Below are 16,247 nucleotides of genomic sequence, written 5' to 3'. Positions count from 1 at the left end.
TATGAATTTCAATGGATTGACTATCGTGGACAAGCAGCTTGTGGAAGCAGCGCGGCGGGAAGTGCGGGAAATATTCCCGGAAACGCCGTTGCAGTTGAATGAACATCTCAGCCGTCGGTATGGCGCGTCGATTTGGCTGAAGCGTGAAGATCTGTCCCCGGTTCGTTCCTACAAGATTAGAGGCGCATTCAACTTTCTCCGCAAGGCGGTGGCCAAGGCCGGCAAGGACAAGGTTTTCGTCTGTGCGTCCGCCGGCAACCACGCCCAGGGCTTTGCTTTCGCCTGTCGCCATTTCGGCGTTCACGGCGTCGTTTTCATGCCGGTGACGACACCCCAGCAGAAGATCGAAAAGACCCGCATCTTTGGTGGAGAATTCATCAAAATCCGGCTGGTGGGCGATATATTCGACCAGTGCTATGCAGCCGCGCGTCAACACGTGCAGGACAATGACGGTTACATGGTGCCGCCGTTTGACCACGAGGATATCATCGAGGGTCAGGCGACGGTCGCGGCCGAGATCATGGACCAGCTTCCGGAAGGCACCAAGCCTGATATCGTCGTCATGCCGGTTGGCGGCGGCGGGCTTTCGGCCGGCCTCACGGGTTTCCTCGCCGGCACTGTCAGTAAGGAGAACTTCGTGTTCTGCGAGCCGGAAGGCGCGCCGAGCCTGAAAAAGAGCCTTGAACGCGGCGAACCGGTGACGCTGAACAAGGTCGATAATTTTGTTGATGGCGCTGCCGTCGCCCGCATCGGCGATTTGAATTTCAATGCGTTGAAGGATTTTCCGGCCGAGCAGGTCATGCTCGTCCCGGAAAATGCCATCTGCGTGACGATCATTGAAATGCTGAACCTTGAGGGCGTGGTGCTGGAGCCCGCCGGCGCGCTGGCGATTTCCGCGCTCGAAAAGCTTGGCCGCGAGAGGCTGGAAGGCAAGACGGTTATCGCCGTCGTTTCCGGTGGCAATTTCGATTTCGAGCGCCTGCCGGATGTGAAGGAACGCGCCATGCGTTACACCGGCGTGAAGAAATATTTCATCCTGCGCCTGCCGCAGCGCCCCGGCGCGCTGCGTGATTTCCTCAACCTGCTCGGCCCGGACGACGATATCGCCCGTTTCGAATATCTGAAAAAATCGGCCCGCAATTTCGGCTCGATCCTGATCGGTATCGAAACCAACGCGCAGGAAAACTTCGCAGGGCTTCTGGAGCGCTTTGAGGCCGCAGGCCTTGGTTATGAGGATATTACTGAAAACGACATCCTGTCGAACCTGATCATCTGATCGGGCAAGAACGGCAGGGAAGGGCGGGGCATATCCGCCCTTCAAACACGATATAGATCAGGGAGTGAAAACCATGGCATCGTTTTTTTCCAAAATCCTTTCGGCCTTCGGTTCTGGCCAGCCGTCCGACGCACCGCAGAAGACGGTGCAGGCGGAGCCGCATGCGCATGGCGACTATCTGATCTATGCGACGCCGTTGAAGGAAGGCGGCCAGTTCCGCTTGGCCGGCCGCATCGAGAAAAAGGCTGGCGAGGAAGTGCTGGTGCATGAATTCGTGCGCGCCGATGTCTTCAGCAGCATGGATGATGCGGTGGAGTTCACGATCCGCAAGGCGAAGCTGATCATCGACCAGAACGGTTCATCGCTTTTCCCAGGAAAATGATGACGTTTTCTTACTCTCTAAATTAAGATTCCGTTGGTTGCTTAGGCCTATCGTCCTTGAAGGGCATGGAGTTGCGCCGATAGACCGGCGTGATGTGGATCGATAGGGCGTGTGCCGATGCAATGGGCAAATCTGGCCCTCTTCCTTACGGAGGCCATCGTCTATTTTTCGGTAATGACGGCATTCCTTCATTACCGGCATATTCTCGGCATCGGTGTTTTTCTCACCGCGCTGGGTGTCATGCATTTCATGGAAACCTATCTGGCCGCCGTCTTTTATGTCGGCCTGCCTTTCGGCGTGGCCTCGCCGGGTTCTTCCATCCTCTTTGCCGGCAAATTGATGATGATCCTCATGCTTTATATGCGCGAGGATGCGGCGGTCGTGCGCCAGCCGATCTACGGTCTGCTTCTCGGCAATATATTGACCGTCATCATGGCGCAGATCATCCGGTTTCATCAGACGGTGGCGATCGTCCCCGGACAGTCGGTCAATACCGGTTTTCTTGATGAGGTGGGCGTGCTGATGGTCTGGGGCACCAGCATTCTCTATGTCGATGCCATCGCCATCATCCTGCTTTACGAAAAGCTGGGGCGGTATTTGCAGCGCCACATCGTGCTGCGCTTTGCGATCTGTGGCGTCGTCATTTTAAGCTTTGATCAGGCTGCTTTTTACGGGGCATTGCGATATCTGTTCGATGCGCCGGTCAATGTCTTCTACGATGGCTGGAAGGCGAAGATGGTCGCGGTTGGCATCTATTCGGCCTTGTTCGCCCTCTATCTCGGTCTGACATCGACCAAGGGGCGTTTCCTGACACGCCGCAGCGTTGCTGATGTTTTCAACGATCTCACTTTCAGAGAGCGTTATGAAGAGCTTCTGTCCCGCTCGGGCCGCGACATGCTGACAGGTGTGTCCGACCGCGCCCGCATGGAACTCGATGCGCCCTCGGTCGTCGTGGAATGTCTGGAGAAACAGCGGCCGGTCAGCGTGCTGATCGTCGATATCGACCATTTCAAGACCGTCAACGATACCTTCGGCCACCTGCAGGGTGATGAGATATTGCGGGAATTTGCCGCCGTGCTGAAACGCAGCGTACAGCCGCATGGACATCTATACCGCTTCGGTGGCGAGGAATTCGTGGCTCTCCTGCCGGCAATGGCGCATGAGGCGGCGCTTGCGTTTTCCGCGGGGCTGCGGGTGGCGATCCTGGCGGATCTGCGCCGCCCAGACGGTTCGCCTTTGACGGTCAGCATTGGCGTCGCCACGGCCTTTGAGGACGGCCAGCTTTTTCGCGCGCTTTTATCGGAGGCCGATGCGCGGCTGTATGCAGCAAAAAATAACGGCCGGGATCAGGTCCACGGCCGTTTCGGAATGTGGGTCGGCTGAGACCGGCAATCCAGCCGGCATCAGCCTGCCATTCTCTATGCTTCAGGCGGCCTGTGCCAGCTCGGCAACCTTGGCGCCGGCGGCGGCAATGGCCTTCTCGACGGCTTCCGGGCCGAATGCCAGGCCTTCGACATAGATCACTTCCACATCGGTCATGCCCATGAAACCGAGAACGGTCTTCAGGTAAGGAACGGCATGGTTCATCGATACGGCCGGGCCTTCGGAATAAACGCCGGCAGCGGCGAGTACGATATAGACCTTCTTGCCCTTGGCGAGGCCTTCCGGGCCGGTTTCGGTGTAGCGGAAGGTCTGGCCGGCGCGGGCGACATTGTCGATCCACGACTTCAGGCCGGAATAGATGTTGAAGTTGATGAGGCCGGTGCCGATGACGACGGTGTCGGCAGCCATAAGTTCGGCAACCAGCTTGTCGGAATATTCAGCGGCAACCGCTTCTTCAGCCGTACGCTGGTCGGCCGGCTTGCGGATTGCAGCCGTCTTGACGGTGTCGAGGTGCGGAATGGGATCAGCGGCGAGATCGCGGTGGACAAGGGTATTCGCCGCCGACTTGGCCTTCAGCTTGCTCGCGAGTTCACCGGAAAACTTGTTCGAAACCGATTCGTCGCCGCGTGGGCTGGAGGTGATGAGCAGAATGTTGGACATGGTCTTTCCTTGCATATGCGATGAATTGACGGGCGCCTTGGGAGGGCGGGAGAGCACGATGCCCTTCCTTTGCCCCTATATGGAAAATTGCTGCCATCAAGAAAACTGTGATAATGTGGAAGCAATCTATCGATGAAATGGATGGGACATGGACGCGAACCCCACACTCGACCAGTTGCAGGTATTTTTGACCGTTGCCGAGACCGGCAGTTTCTCCGCTGCGTCGCGGGCGCTCAACCGCGCGCAGTCGGTGGTCAGCTATACCATCGCCAATCTCGAGGCGCAGCTTGAAGTCACCCTGTTCGAGCGCGGCGGCGTGCGCCAGCCGAAGCTGACGGATGAAGGCCGCGCCATGCTGGAGGATGCAAGGCGCATCGTCGCCGGCCTGCAGGAAATGCGCGCCCGCGCCAAGGGGCTGAAGCAGGGCCTTGAAGCGGAGCTTTCCGTCGCCATCAGCACCATGGTTCCGGCAGAAGCCGTTGTTGCCGTGCTGCGGGATTTTCGCGAGCAATTCCCCACCGTCACCCTCAGCCTCAATGTCGGCGAGCTGGGTATGGTGATGGAGATGGTGCTCTCCCGCAAGGCGGGCATCGGCATCGGCGGTGCGCTGATGCGCCAGGATGATGAGCTGGTCGTGGAAAAAGTCGGCCATTCCTTCATGCTGCCGGTCGTCGCTGCCGATCATCCGCTGGCGCAGATCGAGCGGCCGCTGACCCTGGCGGATGTGCGTGAAGAGGTCCAGCTCGTCGTCACCGATGCCTCGGGCCTCACCAAAGGACGCGATTTTAATGTGCTCTCCTACAAGACATGGCGGGTGAGCGATATCGCCACGAAATACCAGCTGATCAAGGGTGGTCTGGGCTGGGGCGGCCTGCCCGCATCGATCGTCCGTAATGACCTGACCAATGGCAGCCTGAAGGCACTTGAACTCGAGGCCTATGAACAGGGTGAATATCCGCTCTTTGCATTGCGGCGGGTGGATTCACCCGCAGGTCCTGCAGGTCAATGGCTTGCCGAGGCATTTCAGGAACGCCTCGCGGCCTGTCCGAAGCATAAGGATTTCAATGGGATGCTTGCCGCGAACAAGCAAAGGGATATTGCTGTCGCCGCTGAGTGACATTGGCTATTGCATGTGGAGCGAGCGGGTGCCGCGAGCTTCTTCTCCCCGCCGGGGAGAAGGTCGCGGCAGCGGGATGAGGGGGAAAGGGTGCGGTCTATCGCTGGCGTTGCCCCCTCATCCGACCCTTCGGGCCACCTTCTCCCCCCCATGGGGAGAAGAAACGGGCGGTAACCTCGCGTTACACCACCACAGGGCCAATTGACGGCAACGAACGGTCTGCCTATACCTAACCACGGTCAGCAGTTCACCGAGGCATCGCCGTCCCGCAAGGGAAGCTAAACCTGCATCTCGAATAATTGACAGCACTTATCCCGTGCCTTGTCGGAAGCCGGCGATCAGCGACACCTCTTCGGAACGGCACGCGAGGATAAGTCATGCCACGTTCGATCCTTTCCATTGATATCGCCGATCTCTCGACCTTTGCCAAATCCGTTCGCGAACAGATCGGCAGGCTGGAGCGCCAGCCAAGCCATGTGGAGATGCTCAATCTTCTCAGCCGGGCCGCCGGGTTCCGCAATTTCCAGCATCTGCGCGCCGCGCGCACATCATCCGCCGAAAGCAGCCATCCGTCGCCGCAGACAATGCCAGCTGCCAATGAGGGCAGGGTGCTGAAGACCGCGCGGATTTTCGATGCCGCCGGCAGGCTGATGCAATGGCCTGCGCGTCGCTCCCAGCAGGAACTGTGCCTCTGGTACCTATGGGCGAAAATTCCCGCCGGGCGCAGTTTTTCCGAACGGGAATTCAGCAGCTTCCTGAATGATCTACATCTGTTTGGCGATGCCGCGATGTTGCGTCGCGACATGGTCGGCCTGAAGCTCATCCGCCGCAACCGCGATGGTAGCGATTACCAACGCATCGAGCAGAAGCCGCCGATGGAGCTGCCGCTGCTGTTGCGTATCGTGAAAGGCCGCGACTGAAGAAACACCCTCCCGGCGATGTTTCGCCGGGAGGGCTGCGGTCTTTAAAGAACCAGACGGAACTTTGCGAAACCTTCCGCACCGTCGCCGGCATCTTCGATCTTTGCGCCCTTGATGTCAGCCGCATAATGGCGGCCTTTCGGACCCGTCTCGAAGATTGCCGAGGTATTGGCCACCGGCGCAAACGACCAGTTGGCATCCGCGGACGGATTGATGGTGCCCTGATCGATGATATAGCGCACGATCACATCGCGGTTGGTGTCGGGCGCCACGAAGATCACCTTGTCGGCGGCGATATCCGGGAACTTGCCGCCGCCGCCGGCGCGGTAATTATTGGTGGCCACCACGAATTTCTGTTCGGGATCGATCGGCTTGCCGTTGAATTCAAGGTTCACGATGCGGTTGCTGTCGGGATTGACCGCCTTGCCATCCTTGTCGAACTTCGCCGGCTTGGAAATGTCGATCTGATAGGTGACACCGTCGATGACGTCGAAATTATAGGACGGGAAATCGGCGTTCAGCAGCGGTGCATCCTTCGCGCCGGCCTCGACCGTGTTGAACATGCCAGCCGACATCTCCAGCCAGTTCTTGACCTGCGCACCGTTGATCAGCACCGCCTGCACCGTGTTGGGGTAAAGATAGAGGTCGGCGACGTTCTTGATGGCAATGTCACCGGCGGGGACATCGGTATAATAATCCGCGCCGCCACGACCACCGGACTTGAAGGGGGCTGCTGCCGAAAGCACAGGCAGGTCCTTATATTGACCTTCCTTCAGCATGTCCTTGATGTACCAGGTCTGGGCGTTGGAGACGATCTGCACGGAAGGATCATCGGCCACCAGCGCGAAATAAGAATAGAGCGGGGCAGATGTCTTGCCGACCGGGCGGCGCACATAGGCGAGGGCTGCCTCGTGATCGGCCTTGGCCGCGGCGATGACTTCCGGCTTGTCCGTGAAGTCGGCAACGATCTTGCGGTTGTCATCGCGGTGATAGATTGGCCGTGCTTCAGAGGTGAAATCGACGATCTTCCAGCTCTTGCCGTCCTTTTCGAGCAGCAGGTCGATGAGGCCCATATGCGAACCCCAGAAACCGGCCATCACCGCCGGTTTGCCCAGGAGCGTGCCCTTGACCGCATCAACATCCTCTATGCCGTCCCAGGTCTTCGGACCGGGGAAGACGAGATGCTGGTGGCCGGTAAAGATCGCGTCGATGCCTTCGACGCCCGCCAGATAAAGTGAGGCGTTCTCCATGCGATCGCTCTGGCCCTTGCCGTCGATACCGGAATGGGAAAGGGCGATGACGATATCGGCGCCTTCTTCCTTCATGGCGGGAACCCAGGCCTTGGCCGCCTCGACGATGTCGCGTGTCTGGGCCTTGCCCTCGAGGTTCTTGGAATCCCACATCATGATCTGCGGCGGCACGAAGCCGATGATGCCGACTTTGACCGGGCTGGTGACGCCCCCGCCGTCGCGGATCTGCTTTTCAAGAATGATATAAGGCTTGAAGAACAGCTCGTCCTGCTTGGGGTCCGACGCCAGCTGACCCTTGGTTAGGTTGGCGCAGACGAAGGGGAAACCGGCGCCGGCCAGCGTGTTCGACATATAGTCGAGGCCGTAATTGAATTCGTGGTTGCCGAGCGTGCCGCAATCATAACCCAGCACGTTCATGGCATTGATCACGGGGTGCTTGTCGCCGGCCTTCATGCCGCGCTCATAGGCGATGTAATCGCCGAGCGGATTGCCCTGCAGGAAGTCACCATTATCCACCAGCATCGAGTTTCCGGCCTCGGCGCGGATGGCACCGATGATCGAGGCAGTGCGCGCCAGACCCATCGTGTCGTTCGGCTTGTCGGCGTAATAATCATAGGGAAAGACGTGGACGTGGATATCAGTCGTTTCCATGATGCGCAGATGCGCCTGATTGGCAGAGGCGCGGGCGGCGAAGGGGTGCAGCAGCACCAGCGCCGAAGAGGCCGCAATGCCGCCGAGCAGCGAACGGCGGGTGATGGGGTGGAGAGCGAGAAGCGGCGACATGGGAACTCCTTCGGATGAAGCTTGCTCTGTCTTGAGAAGCGGACAGGGTAGAAGCAATCGCCGAGGAGTCCATCACCAAAATGACAAGCCGGTGACAGATAGGTCCGTTTTCAACCGTTTGATAAATTTTTTGTCATTGGAGTGCGATGCACACGCTTCCACATCGGGGAATGCGCTCCTTCCGGGCAGCGCATTCCGGCTTTCAGGCAGAGAAGATCAGCGGGCAAGGGTCGGTTTCACTTCTTCATGGAAGAAGCGGAAATAGGAGGAGAGCTGCGCCAGCGTGTTGGTGGAAAGCTTCAGCTGCAGGCCGAGGCGGTTCTGGTGCTGCCATTGCACGACGCCTTCGATGAAGCCCAGATCCTCGCTCTGCACCTTGACCCGGCTGCCCTTGGCGGCAGCGAAAGGCCCATCAAGCTCGAGCGCCATGCCGGTCGCCGAGAGATCAAGGACGCGGGCTCTGGTCGACTGGCTGAAATAATGCACGGTCGCAAAAATCCTGGTCTTGCTGCGCGGCGCGGTGCGGGTCGCCATATTGAGGTTGTTTGCCATTTTGCTGCTCAAATCAATTGTTTCCGATACGGGCACAATAAGCTGTAAAAGTTTGAGACCCGTTTAGTTGTTCGGTTAAAATTCTAGACAATGCTGTGATTATGCTTTGGCGATACGGCACTGATAGCAATTGTTGCGGGCGGAACGGACATGCACATAAGCAACGTCAGCGCGCTCCAGAAGATGTCGTGCGCGAGACACGATCTCGCCCGTCGCCGTCACTGCGCCGGTGCCATAGACGATGCGGTTGTCGGCGCCATATCCGCGCACGATATAATCCGGGCTGTTCAGCATCGGCGGAAGGGTCTCCGTTTGCGGGTAGCGCTCGCAGGCTTCGGCATGCAAAAACACAGGTCCCGTTTCCGCATAGGGCTGCAGCGACGGAAACGGCCGGTAGGCGAGGATCAGCATTCCTTCGCCTTCACCAATCTGGGAAAGACAATGGCGGCAGGGCATGCCTCCAGGAGAAACGCTCCGTTCCGGCGGGTTGCCATAGGCGTCCGCAGCTTCTGCCCGGAAGGCTTCGGCTTCATTAGCCGGCATTGCAATAAAGACGAGATCGGTCATGGCGGGCTCTTTCTGGTTTGGATCGGCGTTGCTTCTTTGCAGCTATGATCTCCAAACCGAGTGCTATCCACCCGATTCTTGACAGGTGATGCAACCAGCCCATTGCATGACTCGTTTGCATCGGGAATCAGTGACGCTCCTCGTTCCCGGAAGGTCTGATTTTATGTTGCGTCGTTTTCTGGCCGCCGTTCCGCTGGCTTTTGTTTCGTTGACGGCCCCGGCTCAGGCACAGACTGCCGCCGGTCTTGATGGCCTGTCCGACGACCAGTTGCAGCAGGCGGTCAATTTCGTCATCGGCAACGCGATCTTCTCGCTTTATCACGAGGGCGCGCGCATGCTGATTTCGGATTTCGGAACCGTGGAGACCGGCAGCGTGCAGGCCCCGGCCGACCAGCTGGCGGGCACGCTCATTCTTCAGGCCAACGAGGAATGGCTCGATACCGCGCTCGTCAACGCCACCGATAGCTGGTATCTGGGACGCGAGGCGGAAACCTTGCCCGAGCACGAAGCACCGGTCTTTTCCGCGCTCGTTCCCGAGAAAAGCCGTGACCGCAACATGGCCTGCCTGATGGTCGGCCGCGACAAGGATGGTTATGGCGATCTCGCCGCCATGATGGGTCTGGACAACGCGGAGTTCGACAAATGCGCCGCCGCCTATCCGCGCGTCGCTTCGACCTGGGAGAATTTTCTGAGCCCGCATCGCAGCCAGACGCCGTCCAAATTCATTGTCAGTTATATGCCGCCGCGCGATCCCGAGCTTGAAGCCTACGCCATCATGATCAGGGAATCGAAGGTTCTCGATCTCATCAGCCGCAGTTTCGGCGCTTACGGTCTGAAGGGTGACGTTAAGCTCACGGCCAGGACCTGCGGGCGTCCTGATGTCTACTGGTCCGCTGAAAAGCGTGAGATCACCTATTGTTATGAGCTTGGTAAATTCCAGGCGGAGCTGATTGCCGATCATCTGCTGAGCACCGTCACGGAAGACAAGGGCGCTGCCGGTGGGCAAATTCCGACGGCGGTCAATCTGGAACGGGAAATCTGAGGTCGATTGCCGGACGCTGGCGATCTGGCCCTGCCGAATGGGAGGAGCGTGCCATGCCGAAGGTTGTCGTTCGCAATTTCGCCATTTCGATTGACGGATATGGCGCGGGACCGCACCAGAGTCTCCAGAACCCGCTGGGGGTGAACGGCGAAACGCTGCATCAATGGGCGGTCAAAACCCGGACCTTTCACCGCATGTTCGGAAAGGAGGGCGGCTCGACCGGTACGGATGAGGATTTTACCGAAAAGAGCTTCGCAAATATCGGCGCATGGATATTGGGACGCAACATGTTCGGGCCGGTGCGCGGCGCATGGCCGGATGAAAGCTGGAAGGGCTGGTGGGGCGACGAGCCGCCCTATCATGTTCCGGTTTTCGTTTTGACGCACCATGCGCGTCCGTCCTTCACGATGAAGGGCGGCACGGTGTTTCATTTCGTGACCGACGGCATCGAGGCGGCGCTCGACATGGCGCTGACAGCGGCGGATGGTAAGGACGTGCGCATCGGCGGCGGTGTTTCCACCATCCGGCAATATATGGCTGCGGGCATGATCGATGAATTACATCTGGCGATCGCCCCGGTTTTTCTCGGCAAGGGTGAACATTTGTTCGAGGGAATGGACCTGCCCGCGCTCGGCTACCGCTCTACCGGAACCGTGGCGGGCGAGGGCGCTACGCATCTGATTATCGACAAGGCATGAATGCTGCGCCGTTTAAGTATTTTCAGAGACATCGCGGAGCAGTTTGCCGCGCCCACGGATGCCTCCACCCTCATTCCTGTGCTTGTCACAGGAATCCAGCCGACGCGCGTCTGCGCGGCGAGAGAGTCCTTTCAGCCCAAGGACTTGGGCTGACTGGATTCCTGTGACGAGCACAGGAATGAGGGAGTGGGGACCAGACACTCCTTATCGGAGAATGGCACGCGTCGCTCTCAATGCGGTACTCAATTACGCAGCGAGATTTCCAGAAGCTCGGTGTCGGACAGCGGCTCAACCCAGGCCTCATAGGTGCCGACGGGCGAAAAGCCCATCATCTGGTAAAGTTGCAGCGCGCGCGGATGATCGAGCGTATTGGTCGTCACCGTCACCCGTTTCGGATTATCCTGCCAGGCGGCGTAAAGCGCCTGCAACAGAAACCATTTGCCGACGCCAGCACCAATCGCCTCTTCGAGCAGGCCGAAATAGGAAAGCTCGGTCACCTCGTCGCTCGCCTTGTTCAGTTCGAAGAAACCGGCGGGCGCACCGTTCATGTAAAGAACCGTAACGCTATTCTTGGGGTCCTTGAGGACGGCTGACAGTTCCGCATCGCTCATGCGCATGCGTTTCTGCCAGTGCCAGCGTTTCCCCACCCGCCAGTAAAGATAGCGATAGAAGTGCAGGGGAATATCGGTGACGCGCATCAGTGCCGTCTGGATGTTGACGGGGATCGGCAGGCTGACCTTCGGCGGCGACGTCATTTCCAGCTGCGTCACATGCGCCTTCAAAGGCCCATGCGATACAACGGGAACAGGTTCGGCGGGGCCGGTGGCGACAGGCGTGTCTTCCAGACCGCCCCATTCCGACCAGGAACCGTCATAAAGCGAATTATCCTGATGGCCGAGGGATTCCAGCGCCAGCGTGATGACGGCAGCGGTAACGCCCGAGCCACAGCTCGTCACGACCGGCTTGCCGAGATCGATGCCGGCGTCAGTCACCATCTTGCGGATCGCGGTCAGGTCCTTGAAGTGGCCATTCTCCGAAAAGGCCGTGGCAGGCAGGCTGCGCGCGCCGGGCATATGGCCAGAGCGCATGCCGGCACGCGGTTCGGCCTCATCACCGGTGAAACGCCCCGCGCCACGGGCATCGGCAATCTGCTTATTGCCGCTATCGACGATGCCGCGCATGGTCGATAGGGATGTCACGCGTTTCTCGCTGAAGTCAGGTGTAAAGGTCGCGGGTTCGATCTCCGGCGTTCCGGTTTCAAGCGGCCGGCTTTCGCGCTTCCAGCCATCAAGGCCGCCATCCAGCACATAGGCCTTGCGCACGCCCATCACCCGCAGCATCCACCAGACGCGCGGGGCGGAAAAGAAACCGGGGCCGTCATAGACCACGATCGTATCATTCTCGCTCAGACCAAGCTCGCCGGCCTCCTGCGCAAAGAACTCCGGTGAGGGCAGGGAGTGCGGCAGTCCGGTGGTATGATCAGCGATCTTGTCCTGATCGAAGAAGACAGCGCCGGGCAGATGGCCGGCCGCGAATTCCTCCGCGCCATTGCGCTTGTGCGCCGGCAGATACCACGAGGCATCAACGAGACGAAACCGGGCTGTGCCAAGCTGTTTTTCCACCCAGTCCGCCGAAACGACGAAACGGCTCTTATCCGTGCTCACGATGTTTCTCCCGATCTCAGGCAACAGCTTCAGGCGCGCCGAAACGAATGCGGAACCGCCTGTTCTCCTTGCCCTTCTTTTCTATCTTGGCAATGTGAATATCGCCCACTTCCTGCGTTTCGGAAACATGGGTGCCGCCGCATGGCTGGCTGTCGATGCTGGAATTTTCGCCGATGCAGACGAGGCTGACCCGGCCAAGGCCCATCGGCGGGCGCACATTCTTGGATTTGACGACGCCCGGATTGGCCTGAAGTTCCTCATCGGTGATCCATTGCAGGAAGACCGGATGGTTGGCTTTCACCAGCGCCATCAGCTTTGCCGTCACCTCATCCTTGTCGATGGTTTCCGACATGTCGAAATCGACACGCGATTCGTCTTCACCGACCGCCGCGCCGGTGATCGGCCACTGGCAGACAACGGAGAGCAGGTGGCAGGCCGTGTGCATGCGCATCAGCTTGTAGCGGCGCGGCCAGTCCACATGCAGGGTCAGCTTCTCGCCGACTTCAGGAGAAGGCTGGCCTTCAAGCGGCACATGGATGATGACGCTCTTGTCGGCGCCGTTTTTGGTGACGCCTAGTTCGATACGCGACCCATCAGGCCGCTCGAGAAAGCCGCTATCGCCCGGCTGGCCGCCGGACGTCGCATAAAAGCAGGTCTGGTCGAATTCTATGCCGCCATCCTCATGCACCGCCGTGACGATCGCTTCTACGGTGGAAAGATAAAAATCGTCACGGAACAGGGCATTCACAGGCATTTCGGCATGTCCTCAAACGGTTTCGTACGGAACCGCAATCTCGCTTTTCGTCGCCAGCCACTGCGGAATCGGCAACCCCTTGGAGCGCAGGAAATCCGGATTGAACAGCTTCGACTGATAACGATTACCGTAGTCGCATAGTATCGTCACGATTGTATGCCCCGGACCAAGCTCGCGGGCAAGGCGGATTGCGCCGGCAATGTTGATGCCGGAGGAGCCGCCAAGGCAAAGTCCCTCTTTCGTCACCAGATCGAACAGCACCGGAAGCGCTTCCGCATCCGAAATACGATAGGAAAAGTCGGGCGTAAAACCTTCCAGATTGGCGGTGATACGGCCCTGCCCAATGCCTTCGGTGATGGAGGAACCTTCGGATTTCAGGACACCGTGCTTGTAAAACTCGTAAAGCGCGGCACCTTCAGGGTCGGCAAGGCCGATCTTGATGTCAGGATTGAAATCGCGCAGACCGTCGGCCACGCCCGCCAGCGTTCCGCCTGATCCGACCGAGCAAATGAAACCATCCACCTTGCCATCCGTCTGGTCCCAGATTTCGGGTGCAGTCGTCTCGATATGGGCCTGGCGGTTGGCGATATTGTCGAACTGGTTGGCCCAGATCGCGCCGTTCTCATCCGTCGCGGCAAGCTGTTTCGCCAGCCGGCCGGAGACCTTCACGTAATTGTTCGGGTTGGAATAGGGCGCTGCCGGAACTTCGACCAGCTTGGCGCCGAGAAGCTTCAGCGCGTCCTTCTTTTCCTGGCTCTGCGTCTCGGGAATGACGATCACCGTCTTGTAACCGAGTGCATTGGCGACCAGCGACAGGCCGATGCCGGTATTGCCGGCCGTGCCTTCCACGATGGTGCCGCCGGGGCGCAGCTGCCCGCGCCGTTCGGCGTCGCGGATGATGTAAAGGGCGGCGCGATCCTTCACCGACTGGCCGGGATTGAGGAATTCCGCCTTGCCGAGGATTTCACACCCCGTCGCTTCAGAGGCGGCTTTCAGACGGATGAGCGGCGTATTGCCGATAGCACTGAGCGCAGAGGGATGAATGGTCATGATTGAGCCTTCTTGTCTGAGCGGAAATTAGGTGCCGTTATGTCCCGTTACAACCGCCTCAAGGCAAGAAATTATCTTCCCGGCTTTGGCTTAGCCACGCAAAATTTTGCCGATACCCAATTTTATGCGCTGTTCTTCACCGCAGCATAGGCGGCAAGCGCTCTTTCGCGTGCCTTTGCATGATCGACGATCGGCAGCGGATAGGTTTCGCCAAGCTCGATGCCCGCCTTTTTCAACACCTCCTTCGGCGCTTCGAATGGCTTGTGGATGTATTTCCGCTCGAGCTTTTCAAGCTCCGGCACAAAACGGCGCACATAATCGCCATCACCGTCAAATTTCTCACCCTGTAGTATGGGATTGAAGATGCGGAAAAACGGCGAGGCATCCGCCCCCGAACCCGCCACCCATTGCCAGTTGGCGGCGTTGGAGGCCGGATCGGCATCGACAAGCGTATCGCGAAACCATTTCTCACCCTTCCGCCAGTCGATCAGCAGGTGTTTGATGAGGAAGGACGCTACGATCATACGCACCCGGTTGTGCATGGTGCCGTGTTGCCACAATTGTCGCATCCCGGCATCGACAATCGGATATCCCGTCATGCCGCGCGTCCAGGCCTTGAAGGACCTCTCGTCGTCCCGCCAGGGGAAGGCGTCGAAACTGTCGTTCCAGTTCTTCTCGTCCAGTTCGGGGAAATGAAATAGCAGGTGATAGCAGAACTCCCGCCAGACGATTTCCTTGCGAAAACGGCTGATATCGTTTGAGGCGATGTGGCGGGAAAGCCCCTTCGTCGCGTGCCAGACGGTGGCGGGCGATATTTCACCCAAGGCCAGATGCGGTGCAAGCATCGAGGTCGCGTCCCTTGCCGGAAAATCGCGGCCTTCTTCATAGCCTTTCAGGGCGCCATCGATGAAGTCGCCAAGTTTCTCCTGCGCGCCGTCTTCGCCGGGCGCCCAGATATCGCTGAAGTGCTTCGCCCAGTCCGGCTTGAGCGGCAACAGCTTCCAGTCATCGAGTTTTTCAGATGTCGGCCATGTCTTCGGCGCCTTCAGGCTCTTTGGCGCCTCCGCCGGGGCATGCGGCTCCTCGCCACTCTCCAGCGCCCGCCAGAAGGGCGTATAGACCCGGTAGGGGCCGCCGGATTTCGTTTGCACCCGCGATGGCTCATGCAGCAGGTGGCCGGAAAAGCTGCGGACTGTCAGGCCATCGTTGCGCAGCGTCTGTTTCAACACCTTGTCCGTGGCCATGCCGGCCGGATCATACCGACGGTTCCAGAATACCGCGTCTGCGCCGGTTTCCGATATCAGCTGCCGCAGCATCTTTTCGGCATCACCACTTAAAAGCAGAAGGCGGTTGCCGGTTTTTTCCAGCGCGGCGGAAAGCGAGGCCAGCGAATGGTGAAGCCACCACTCCTGCGCACCGCCCAGCGGCCCTGAGGATTTTTCCCTGACATAGAGGGCGATGACGGGACCGCCGTGATCCACAGCTGCGAGAAGGGCAAGATTGTCCGAAAGGCGCAAATCCTTGCGGAACCAGACGATGACGGGGGAGGCTGTTATCGGCATGAAAGAACCCGGTTCACTTCCGCTTGAACGAGTGTTGAAACGCTTTGTTCCGCAAATCGGCTAGAATGGAAAGATGGGGCACATGGTTTATCGAGGGTTATTTTTTCGCCCTTGAAACGGCAGGTGAAGGGAACCAAGTGGAGGAGCCGGCGTTTGTCGCGGGTTAATAGAGCATGGAAGTGCAATCAATGTTGCTGAAAGACGTTAAGTGGGAAAAGCCCGTTACCATCTCCCTTGAAAACGGTGCTCCCCGGATTTTCAACGGCGTTTACGAAGCCTTCGATTTTCTCCAGCACGAATGGCCCGAACGGGGCGACAAGGTGCACGAGCAGGCGCTGCGCCTGTGCCGCGCCTCGCTGATGGGGGACGTGGCGGGAGAAATCGCCCGCACGGCCTTCGTTGCGGCCAGCCGGCAGGCGCAATGCCTGATGGAGGACAGGGCGGAGACGCAGAATAAAATCGCATCCTGAGCTGTTTTTCAGGACTGGAATGGAAAAGGCCACCCGCCGAACCGGGTGGCCTTATTTTTTTCACGATCAGGAAACGGGTTGTTTCGGACGCAGGATATGGCATCGTGTGCGCCCGAA

The 16,247-nt window shown here is 58.9% G+C and carries 16 protein-coding genes; 8 read left to right on the top strand and 8 right to left on the bottom strand.

Going from position 1 to position 16,247, the window contains the following annotated elements:
- Position 1: 1 nt before the first annotated feature.
- The 3 genes from ilvA to ACQZ5F_RS07260 all read left to right on the top strand — a co-directional run bounded on the left by ilvA (position 2) and on the right by ACQZ5F_RS07260 (position 3,041).
- Entirely contained in the window at positions 2-1,276 is a 1,275-nt protein-coding gene (gene ilvA, locus ACQZ5F_RS07270) for a threonine ammonia-lyase (protein ID WP_448730572.1), read from the top strand.
- 73 nt (positions 1,277-1,349) lie between these two features.
- Positions 1,350-1,658 (top strand): HlyU family transcriptional regulator, encoded by a 309-nt coding sequence (locus tag ACQZ5F_RS07265; protein WP_046798888.1) that lies wholly within the window; start codon positions 1,350-1,352, stop codon positions 1,656-1,658.
- A gap of 117 nt (positions 1,659-1,775) precedes the next feature.
- Entirely contained in the window at positions 1,776-3,041 is a 1,266-nt protein-coding gene (locus ACQZ5F_RS07260; RefSeq protein WP_046798889.1) for a GGDEF domain-containing protein, read from the top strand.
- A 42-nt stretch (positions 3,042-3,083) separates the two neighbouring features.
- On the opposite strand, the gene ACQZ5F_RS07255 is transcribed toward ACQZ5F_RS07260, so the two are convergent.
- The gene (locus ACQZ5F_RS07255; RefSeq protein WP_046798890.1) at positions 3,084-3,701 is read right to left on the bottom strand and encodes an FMN-dependent NADH-azoreductase; all 618 of its coding nucleotides are present in this window, start codon (positions 3,699-3,701) and stop codon (positions 3,084-3,086) included.
- A 148-nt stretch (positions 3,702-3,849) separates the two neighbouring features.
- Here ACQZ5F_RS07255 and ACQZ5F_RS07250 point away from each other — a divergent pair, with 148 nt between their 5' ends.
- Together ACQZ5F_RS07250 and ACQZ5F_RS07245 are read left to right on the top strand one after the other, a co-directional pair.
- Positions 3,850-4,818: a LysR family transcriptional regulator gene (locus ACQZ5F_RS07250; protein WP_062653701.1), complete on the top strand. Its 969-nt coding sequence runs from the start codon at positions 3,850-3,852 to the stop codon at positions 4,816-4,818.
- Positions 4,819-5,195: 377 nt separating this feature from the next.
- Positions 5,196-5,738 carry a DUF2087 domain-containing protein gene (locus tag ACQZ5F_RS07245; RefSeq protein ID WP_052818566.1) on the top strand — a complete coding sequence of 181 codons (543 nt, stop codon included), beginning with the start codon at positions 5,196-5,198 and terminating at the stop codon, positions 5,736-5,738.
- A 44-nt stretch (positions 5,739-5,782) separates the two neighbouring features.
- Here the strand turns inward: ACQZ5F_RS07245 and ACQZ5F_RS07240 are convergent, their stop codons facing one another.
- The 3 genes from ACQZ5F_RS07240 to ACQZ5F_RS07230 all read right to left on the bottom strand — a co-directional run bounded on the left by ACQZ5F_RS07240 (position 5,783) and on the right by ACQZ5F_RS07230 (position 8,890).
- Positions 5,783-7,771 carry a bifunctional 2',3'-cyclic-nucleotide 2'-phosphodiesterase/3'-nucleotidase gene (locus ACQZ5F_RS07240; protein WP_448730573.1) on the bottom strand — a complete coding sequence of 663 codons (1,989 nt, stop codon included), beginning with the start codon at positions 7,769-7,771 and terminating at the stop codon, positions 5,783-5,785.
- A 216-nt stretch (positions 7,772-7,987) separates the two neighbouring features.
- A complete protein-coding gene (locus ACQZ5F_RS07235) occupies positions 7,988-8,323 on the bottom strand; it encodes a PilZ domain-containing protein (RefSeq protein ID WP_046798894.1) in 336 nt (111 codons plus the stop codon).
- Positions 8,324-8,422: 99 nt separating this feature from the next.
- A complete protein-coding gene (locus tag ACQZ5F_RS07230) occupies positions 8,423-8,890 on the bottom strand; it encodes a DUF1203 domain-containing protein (RefSeq protein WP_225339936.1) in 468 nt (155 codons plus the stop codon).
- A 163-nt stretch (positions 8,891-9,053) separates the two neighbouring features.
- Between ACQZ5F_RS07230 and ACQZ5F_RS07225 the strand changes: the two genes are divergently transcribed.
- The gene (locus ACQZ5F_RS07225) at positions 9,054-9,932 is read left to right on the top strand and encodes a DUF4344 domain-containing metallopeptidase (RefSeq protein WP_052818563.1); all 879 of its coding nucleotides are present in this window, start codon (positions 9,054-9,056) and stop codon (positions 9,930-9,932) included.
- 53 nt (positions 9,933-9,985) lie between these two features.
- A complete protein-coding gene (locus ACQZ5F_RS07220; protein ID WP_137084048.1) occupies positions 9,986-10,630 on the top strand; it encodes a dihydrofolate reductase family protein in 645 nt (214 codons plus the stop codon).
- A 242-nt stretch (positions 10,631-10,872) separates the two neighbouring features.
- Here the strand turns inward: ACQZ5F_RS07220 and sseA are convergent, their stop codons facing one another.
- The 4 genes from sseA to ACQZ5F_RS07200 all read right to left on the bottom strand — a co-directional run bounded on the left by sseA (position 10,873) and on the right by ACQZ5F_RS07200 (position 15,660).
- A complete protein-coding gene (sseA, locus tag ACQZ5F_RS07215; protein ID WP_225339935.1) occupies positions 10,873-12,294 on the bottom strand; it encodes a 3-mercaptopyruvate sulfurtransferase in 1,422 nt (473 codons plus the stop codon).
- Positions 12,295-12,310: 16 nt separating this feature from the next.
- Positions 12,311-13,048: an alanyl-tRNA editing protein gene (locus ACQZ5F_RS07210; protein ID WP_225339934.1), complete on the bottom strand. Its 738-nt coding sequence runs from the start codon at positions 13,046-13,048 to the stop codon at positions 12,311-12,313.
- 12 nt (positions 13,049-13,060) lie between these two features.
- Positions 13,061-14,098 (bottom strand): cysteine synthase A, encoded by a 1,038-nt coding sequence (locus ACQZ5F_RS07205; protein WP_035217756.1) that lies wholly within the window; start codon positions 14,096-14,098, stop codon positions 13,061-13,063.
- Between the two features lie 122 nt (positions 14,099-14,220).
- Positions 14,221-15,660: a cryptochrome/photolyase family protein gene (locus tag ACQZ5F_RS07200; protein WP_225339933.1), complete on the bottom strand. Its 1,440-nt coding sequence runs from the start codon at positions 15,658-15,660 to the stop codon at positions 14,221-14,223.
- A 188-nt stretch (positions 15,661-15,848) separates the two neighbouring features.
- On the opposite strand from ACQZ5F_RS07200, the gene ACQZ5F_RS07195 reads away from it, so the two are divergent.
- Positions 15,849-16,130, top strand: coding sequence for a DUF982 domain-containing protein (locus ACQZ5F_RS07195; RefSeq protein WP_225245295.1), 282 nt, complete (start codon positions 15,849-15,851; stop codon positions 16,128-16,130).
- Positions 16,131-16,247 lie beyond the last annotated feature (117 nt).

The organism is Agrobacterium sp. 22-210-1 (assembly GCF_053522525.1).
The sequence above is the reverse complement of the archived record's forward strand: the minus strand, read 5'-3'. Positions and strand labels throughout refer to the sequence as shown.